This window comes from Rhodopila sp., from assembly GCF_035548235.1.
Lineage (GTDB): Bacteria > Pseudomonadota > Alphaproteobacteria > Acetobacterales > Acetobacteraceae > Rhodopila.
The window spans coordinates 1-4,509 of the sequence record NZ_DASZTJ010000188.1 but is presented as its reverse complement, the minus strand read 5'-3'; the positions used below and the strand labels follow the sequence as shown (position 1 = coordinate 4,509).

Sequence of the window (4,509 nt, the reverse complement as noted above, 5' to 3'; positions counted from 1 at the left end):
GCCGGGCGCGCCGCTGACACCGGACCAGCTTGTCATGCTGTCGCACGACAATGTCGTGTCGGAGGGCGCGCTGGGCCTGGCGGACCTGGGGGTCACGCCCACGCCGGCGGAGCTGGTGGTGCCGACCTACCTCAGACGGTTCCAGCCCGGCGGCGGCCGGCGTCCGACGATGCCGCTGCCGGCCGAAGGGTAGGGCCTCACTCCGGAAGGAGCAGACATGGCGGCCCTGAACGCACTGCGCTGGGGACCGGCCTCCAAGGGCACGCCGCGGCAGCTCGTCGTGCTGTGCCACGGCCTGGGCGCCGACGCGCATGACCTGATCGACCTCGCGCATGCCTGGGCCGATGCGTGTCCGGACGCCGTCTTCGCCTCGGTCGACGCGCCCTTTTCCCATGATTCCGGCTTCGGCCGGCAATGGTGGAGCGTCGCCGACCGCACGCCGTCGGTGATGGAGGCCGGCGTACGCCGCGCGATGCCCTATCTCAGCGACTTCATCGATGCCGAACGCAAACGCGCCGGCGTGCGCCACTACGCGGTGATGGGGTTCAGCCAGGGGGCGATGATCACCCTGTTCACCGGCCTGCGGCGCAAGGATGCGCCTTGCGCGCTGCTGGCCTATTCCGGCGCGCTGCTGGCGCCCGAGACCCTGCCGGCGGAGCTGGCGAACAAGGCGCCGGTGCTGCTGGTGCATGGAGAGGCCGACGAGGCGGTGCCGGTCGGCCGCTCCCACGACGCCGAGGCCGCGCTGCGCGCCGCCGGCGTGCCGGTCGACGCGCATTACCTTCCCGGCCTCGGCCACGGCCTCGACGACACGGGCCTCTCGCTCGGTGCCCTGGCGCTGCAACGCGGCTTCGCGACGGCGGATTAGCCTGCGCGGCCTGCTCGATCCCCGCGCCCGCGGGCCCTTCGCCGGCCGCGGCGGGTTCGGTGCCGATCAGGCCGCGGCCAGGTACTCCATCGCCGCGTCCACGCCGCCGCGGCCGTGCGGCACGCCCTCGACGCGCAGGCCCATCTCCACCGCCGCCAGCGCGCCCAGCAGCATCGGCTCGTTCAGGTCGCCCAGGTGGCCGATGCGGAACAGCGTGCCGCCCAGCTTGCCCAGCCCGCCGCCCAGCGAGACGTTGTAGCGCTCGCGGATCGTCTTGCGCAGCGCGTCGCCGTTGAAGCCCTGCGGCATCAGGATCGCCGTCACCGAGTCCGACAGCCGGTCCGGGGTGGTGCAGTACAGCGCCGGCCCGTTGTTGCCGGCCCAGACGCGGGCGGCGCGCCGGGTGGCTTCGGCCAGGCGGGAATGGCGGGCGACGACGTTGTCGAGGCCTTCTTCCTCGATCAGCCGGACCGACTCGCGCAGGCCATAGAAGATGTTCACCGGCACGGTGCCGATGAAGCTCTTCTGCGGGCGGTTCGCCATCATGGTCCAGTCGAAATAGAACCGCGGCAGCTTCGCCTTGGCATGCGCCGCCATCGCTTTCTCCGACACGCCGGTGAAGCTCATGCCGGTGGGCAGCATCAGCCCTTTCTGGCTGCCGCCGACGACGCAGTCGATGCCCCAGTCGTCCATGCGGAATTCCAGCGACCCCAATGAGGAGATCGTGTCGACCAGGAACAGGGCCGGATGCTTCGCCTTGTCCAGCGCCGCGCGGACCGCGGGCAGCGGGATCATCATGCCGGTCGCCGTCTCGTTGTGGACGACGCAGACCGCCTTGATCGCGTGCGCCTTGTCCTCGGCCAGGGCACGCTCCACGTCGGCCATCGACACGCCGACGCGCCAGTCGGCGGCGACCGTCCGGACCTCCAGCCCGAAGCCGCGCGCCATCGCCGCCCATTCGTCCGAGAAGTAGCCGGACTCCAGCACCAGCACCGCGTCGCCGGGCGAGAGCAGGTTGGTCAGGCTGGCTTCCCAGGCGCCGTGGCCGGAGGCGTTGTACATGAACAGGTGGTGCCCGGTCCGCAGGACGCGTTTCACGCCGGCCCGCGCGGCATCGTAGACTTCGACGAAATCAGGGTCGTTGAAGTCGATGCTGGGGCGGTCCATCGCCCGCAGGACGCTGTCTGGGATGTTCGTCGGCCCGGGGTTGGCGAAGAACTGACGGCCGCGTGCTTTTGCCATGGATCGATCCTGCTCAGGTTGTCCCAACGGGGTTATACCCAACGGGGGTATAGCGGAAACGCCATATCGGAACCCCTCTCGTCAATGAGGTCTGCCATGCCGACGAAACGCGCTTTGATCATCGGGGCCTCCCGCGGCCTGGGGCTGGGCCTGGTCCGGGAATACCGCGCCCGCGGGTGGGAGGTGACCGGGACGGTGCGCGGATCGGCCCAAGGGGCGGCGACAACCCCGCTGCACGCGGTCGATGGCGTGACCATCGAGCACGTCGACATCAACGACCACGCCCAGGTCCTGGCGCTGCGGGAGCGGCTGGCGCGGCGAAACTTCGACCTGCTGTTCGTCAACGCCGGCGTATCCAATGGACGCGGCGAAACCATCGGCGAGGTGACGAACGAGACCTTCTTCCACGTGATGCTGACCAACGCCCTGAGCCCGATGCGGGTGGTGGAGGAATTCGGCGCGCTGGTGCCGACGACCGGATCGATCGCGGTGATGTCCTCGGGCCTTGGCAGCGTCGCCGACAACGAAACCGGGGGATGGGAAGTCTATCGCGCCAGCAAGGCCGCGCTGAACACGCTGATGCGAAGCTATGCGGCGCGCCACGCCGGCGATCCGCGCAGCTTCTTCCTGATCGCGCCCGGCTGGGTGCGGACGGACATGGGCGGTCCGGAAGCCCACCTGGACGTGGAGACCAGTATCCGCGGCGTGGTCGATACGATCGCCGCGAACGGCCGCAAGCCGGGGCTGCACTACCTGAACCACCAGGGGCAGACCGTCCGTTGGTAGCCGATCGGCGGAGCACGCCGGCCGTCCGGCCCCGTCGCGGCAATCGGTCGCGCCAATTCCCTGCAGTGCGGTTCCACGCAAGACAGTTCCGTGCGAGACTGTTCGCCGCCAAGGCTGGGGTCAGCCGGATAGGAGGGAACCTGCATGAGTACCGCAACGCCAGCACCGATCGATGCCGCGCTCGATGCAGCCATGGGCTTCGCGCCCGATTACGACTCGCCGATCCCCTATATGCAGCGGACGCGGGCGTACTACACCGCGATCGGCTATACGACGCCGTACCGCTGGGCGCATTACCTGTCGGCGCCGTTCACGGCGCTGTCCAAGCCGCTGAGCCAGTGCAAGGTCGCGATCATCTCGACGGCGGCGCCGTACCAGCCCGACAAGGGCGACCAGGGGCCGGGCGCGCCGTATAACGGCCGCGCCAAGTTCTACCAGGTGTATTCGGGGGATACCGCGCACGACCACGACCTGCGGATCTCCCATATCGGCTACGACCGTACCCACACGACGGCGACCGACTGCAACACCTGGTTCCCGCTGCCGGCCCTGCGCCGCGCCGCCGCCGCCGGCCGCATCGGGGCCGTCGCGCCGCGCTTCCACGGCGCGCCCACCAACCGCAGCCACCGGGTCACGATCGAGACCGACGCCCCCGAGATCCTGCGCCGCGTGCGGGAGGACGGGGCGGACGTCGCCATCCTCGTCCCCAACTGCCCGGTCTGCCACCAGACCTGCTCCCTCACCGCTCGGCATCTCGAAGCCAACGGCGTTCCGACGGTGCTGATGGGCTGCGCCAAGGACATCGTCGAGCACGCAGCGGTGCCGCGCTTCCTGTTCAGCGACTTCCCCCTGGGCAACAGCGCCGGCAAGCCGCACGACGTCGCGTCCCAGGACCAGACGCTGGAACACGCGCTGCACCTGCTGGAGACCGCCGCCGGCCCGCAGACGACGATGCAGTCGCCGATCCGCTGGAACGCGGACGGGACGTGGAAGCTCGACTACCTGAACCTGGAGCAGATCGGCGAGGCGGAGTTGCAGCGCCGCCGCGCCGAGTTCGACCGGCAGAAGGAGCTGGCGCGTCCGAACCGGGTCGAGAAGGCGGCATGACCGGCCGCCCGTTCGAGGGTGTTCGCATCCTCGACTTCACCCAGGTCCTGGCCGGTCCTTACGCCAGTTACCAACTGGCGCTGCTGGGCGCGGAGGTGATCAAGATCGAGCGGCGGGGCGGCGAGGACATGCGCCGCACGCCGCTGTCGCGCGAATGGGCCGAACGCAACATGGCGTCGGCCTTCATCGCGGTGAACGGCAACAAGAAAAGCCTGACGCTGGACCTGCAGAAACCGGAAGCGCAGGAGATCGTGCGCAAGCTGGCGATGCAATCCGACATCGTCATGGAGAATTTCCGAGCGGGCGTGATGGACCGGCTGGGGCTGGGCTATAAGGCGCTGTCGGCGGTCAATCCGCGGCTGATCTACTGCGCGATCTCGGGCTTCGGGCAGACCGGGCCGTACAGCAACCAGGCCGGCTATGACGGAAAGATCCAGGCGATGTCGGGGATCATGGCGATCACCGGTCATCCCGAGACCGGACCGACCCGCGCGGGGTTCGCCGTG

Annotated in this window: 5 protein-coding genes and 1 pseudogene; 5 read left to right on the top strand and 1 reads right to left on the bottom strand. The window is 69.5% G+C overall.

Annotation, left to right across the window (positions count from 1 at the left end; all coding sequences use genetic code 11):
• Together VHB27_RS15385 and VHB27_RS15380 are read left to right on the top strand one after the other, a co-directional pair.
• Window positions 1–193 (top strand): annotated as a pseudogene (locus VHB27_RS15385) (complex I NDUFA9 subunit family protein); the annotation flags it as partial.
• A gap of 24 nt (window positions 194–217) precedes the next feature.
• Entirely contained in the window at window positions 218–868 is a 651-nt protein-coding gene (locus VHB27_RS15380) for an alpha/beta hydrolase (protein WP_325601973.1), read from the top strand.
• A 66-nt stretch (window positions 869–934) separates the two neighbouring features.
• Here the strand turns inward: VHB27_RS15380 and VHB27_RS15375 are convergent, their stop codons facing one another.
• Entirely contained in the window at window positions 935–2,110 is a 1,176-nt protein-coding gene (locus VHB27_RS15375) for a pyridoxal-phosphate-dependent aminotransferase family protein (RefSeq protein ID WP_325601971.1), read from the bottom strand.
• 96 nt (window positions 2,111–2,206) lie between these two features.
• Here VHB27_RS15375 and VHB27_RS15370 point away from each other — a divergent pair, with 96 nt between their 5' ends.
• The 3 genes from VHB27_RS15370 to VHB27_RS15360 all read left to right on the top strand — a co-directional run.
• Window positions 2,207–2,896 (top strand): SDR family oxidoreductase, encoded by a 690-nt coding sequence (locus VHB27_RS15370; RefSeq protein ID WP_325601969.1) that lies wholly within the window; start codon window positions 2,207–2,209, stop codon window positions 2,894–2,896.
• 144 nt (window positions 2,897–3,040) lie between these two features.
• Complete coding sequence (locus VHB27_RS15365; RefSeq protein ID WP_325601967.1) at window positions 3,041–4,003, top strand: glycine/sarcosine/betaine reductase selenoprotein B family protein; 963 nt, start codon at window positions 3,041–3,043, stop codon at window positions 4,001–4,003.
• Window positions 4,000–4,509: CaiB/BaiF CoA transferase family protein (locus VHB27_RS15360; RefSeq protein WP_325601965.1), on the top strand; the 510-nt coding region annotated here is incomplete at its 3' end. The genes VHB27_RS15365 and VHB27_RS15360, both read left to right, overlap by 4 nt.